The 2,853-nt window shown below is 40.4% G+C and carries 4 protein-coding genes; all 4 read right to left on the bottom strand.

The window, feature by feature from the left end:
- Positions 1–2: 2 nt before the first annotated feature.
- Positions 3–1,349 carry a preprotein translocase subunit SecY gene (gene secY, locus ACFIO3_RS04205; protein WP_375606731.1) on the bottom strand — a complete coding sequence of 449 codons (1,347 nt, stop codon included), beginning with the start codon at positions 1,347–1,349 and terminating at the stop codon, positions 3–5.
- A gap of 162 nt (positions 1,350–1,511) precedes the next feature.
- Positions 1,512–1,979: a 50S ribosomal protein L15 gene (gene rplO / locus ACFIO3_RS04200; RefSeq protein ID WP_375606708.1), complete on the bottom strand. Its 468-nt coding sequence runs from the start codon at positions 1,977–1,979 to the stop codon at positions 1,512–1,514.
- Between the two features lie 20 nt (positions 1,980–1,999).
- Positions 2,000–2,206 carry a 50S ribosomal protein L30 gene (gene rpmD, locus ACFIO3_RS04195; RefSeq protein ID WP_375606709.1) on the bottom strand — a complete coding sequence of 69 codons (207 nt, stop codon included), beginning with the start codon at positions 2,204–2,206 and terminating at the stop codon, positions 2,000–2,002.
- 31 nt (positions 2,207–2,237) lie between these two features.
- Positions 2,238–2,786: a 30S ribosomal protein S5 gene (gene rpsE, locus ACFIO3_RS04190; protein WP_005773287.1), complete on the bottom strand. Its 549-nt coding sequence runs from the start codon at positions 2,784–2,786 to the stop codon at positions 2,238–2,240.
- Positions 2,787–2,853 lie beyond the last annotated feature (67 nt).

Here is a 2,853-nt window from a genome sequence, read left to right as displayed (position 1 = left end):
CCTCATCGATTCCTTCTACCTCCACGAAGTTTTGATTTTTTTATCAACCCTTCATATTGGTGAGCAACAAGGTATCCCTGAATTTGAGCAACTGTATCAAGTGTGACAGTAACAACAATCAACAAGGACGTCCCCCCAAGATAAAAAGGTACCTGTAATGCAGATATCATAAATTCAGGCAACAAACAAACCAAGATGATATAAAGTGCCCCCACAACAGTAATACGTGTCAAAACGTAATCAATATATTGGGCTGTGCGTTCACCTGGACGAATCCCTGGAATAAAACCAGAATGTTTTTTCAACTGATCTGCAGTATCACTTGGATTAAACACTATCGCCGTATAAAAAAAGCAGAAAAACGCCATTAAAAATGCATAAACGATCATATAAAGTGGCTGTCCATGACCAAGAGAATAAGAAATAGCCTGAACCCATTGTGGCATTTTATCAGAAAAGTTATTAATAGTAGCTGGTAATAACAATAAAGATGAAGCAAAAATAGGTGGAATAACACCAGCAGTATTCAACTTTAAAGGAAGATGCGACATATCGCCTTGAAACATTTGATTACCAACCTGACGCTTCGGGTACTGAATAAGAATTCGCCGTTGCGCACGCTCTATAAAAACAATAAGTCCGATAACCAAAATAGCAATAAGGACGATCCCTATTAAAAGAAAAGTTGATAAATCAGCTTGGCTATGAGCTGTTAAAAGCTGAGCAAAAGTAGAAGGAAAGTTAGCTACAATTCCTGTAAAAATGATGAGAGAAACCCCATTACCAACACCGCGTGACGTAATTTGCTCGCCAAGCCACATGAGAAACATTGTCCCACCAACAAGTGTAATAACAGAAGAGATACGAAACATCAGACCTGGTTCTAAAACAATTTGAAGCCCTGTCCCTATACCGCTTTCAAGCGCAACCGCGATACCGAAAGCTTGTAGAATTGCCAATACAACTGTTACATAACGCGTATACTGATTAATAACCTTACGACCTAATTCCCCTTCTTTTTTAAGAGTCTCCAAAGAAGGAATAATAGATGTTAACAACTGTACAATAATAGATGCTGAGATATAAGGCATGATACCCAGCGCAAAAATCGCCATACGCCCAACAGCACCTCCTGCAAACATATTAAAGAGTCCTAATACACCTGATGCATGATGTTCAAAGGTCTGCCGTAAAGCATCAATATTAATACCTGGAAGAGAGATATAAGTGCCAAAACGATAGACAAGAAGTGCCGCCAGAGTAAACCAGATGCGTTTCTTTAATTCAGTTGCACGCGAAAAGGTACCGAAGTTTATATTGGAAGCAAATTGCTCTGCTGCTGATGCCATAAAACGTCTCCACTTCACACTCCAGTTCTTTAAATCACAGAAGTATAACCCTAAAACTCATATCTTTATACAAGAATAAATGCGGAACTTAAAAAATTCCACACAAAACATTTTGCAGAATATATATAACCCTTCTTCAGATCTCTACTCATATCAAAAAAATTATTGAACAACATCAGGAAAAATAATCTGACCACCCACTTTTTCAACTTTAACACGAGTAGCTTCTGAAGCTCCAGAAACATGAAAGATAATCTTAGCTTTCAAATCACCATCAGAAAGAAGACGAACCCCGTCCTTTTTACGACGAATAATACCAGCCTCTTTCAAAGCAATCATATCAACAGGCTTTTCAATATCCAACTTTCCTGCATCAACGGCTGACTGAATACGTCCCAAAGAAACTTCATTATAGGTTTTGGCGAAGAAATTCTTAAATCCACGTTTCGGTAAACGACGATAGATAGGCATTTGCCCACCTTCAAAACCATTAAGGGAAACACCAGAACGTGACCTTTGTCCTTTGACACCGCGACCACCAGTCTTACCAATACCTGAGCCAATACCTCGTCCAACACGCTTACGATTTTTTGTTGCGCCTTCGCAATCACGCAGTTCATTGAGTTTCATATCTAATACTCCTGCAACCCTTAATCTTCATCTATAACGCGAACAAGATGCCGAACCTGAGCAATCATACCCCGTACACAAAGTGTATCTTCTAAAACACGCCGCCGACGCATCTTATTTAATCCAAGCCCTTTTAAGGTTGCACGCTGAATCTGTGATTTTCGAATAGGGCTTCCAATTTGCTCTACCATCACAGTTTTACCACTCTGAGATTTTTTTTGAACCATTTCCTAATTCCTTTTCTGATAATCTCAGAAACTACCCTTCTACATCAACTAAATGGCGACGACGCGCCTGCAAAGTTGAGTATTTTATACCACGCTGAGCAGCAATATCTCGAGGATGCATTTGATGTTTCAATGCATCAAATGTTGCACGAACCATGTTATAAGGGTTCGAAGATCCTAATGATTTTGCAACAACATCCTGCATACCAAGAGCTTCAAAAATAGCCCGCATCGGCCCTCCAGCAATAATCCCAGTACCCGCAGAAGCTGAACGCAATAAAACACGCCCCGCTCCGTGACGACCTTCAAGATCATGATGCAATGTGCGTCCAGACCGAAGCGGAACATAAATCATCCCACGCTTTGCAGATTCCGTTGCTTTACGAACAGCTTCCGGAACTTCACGAGCTTTACCATGACCAAAACCCACACGCCCTTTTTGATCCCCAACAACAACAAGAGCGGCAAAACCAAAACGCCGACCACCCTTTACAACTTTAGCAACACGATTTATATGAACAAGCCTATCGACAAATTCATTATCGCGTTCTTCTCTCTCACCACGTTCTTTTTGTGCCATTCCTCATTCCTTTTTCTTTTCCGGAAGCACGATAATAAAGCTCCTCATCAAACCAGAAGAACCTAAA

It is taken from the genome of Bartonella sp. AD328YNZD, from assembly GCF_042196425.1.
The sequence above is the reverse complement of the archived record's forward strand: the minus strand, read 5'-3'. Positions and strand labels throughout refer to the sequence as shown.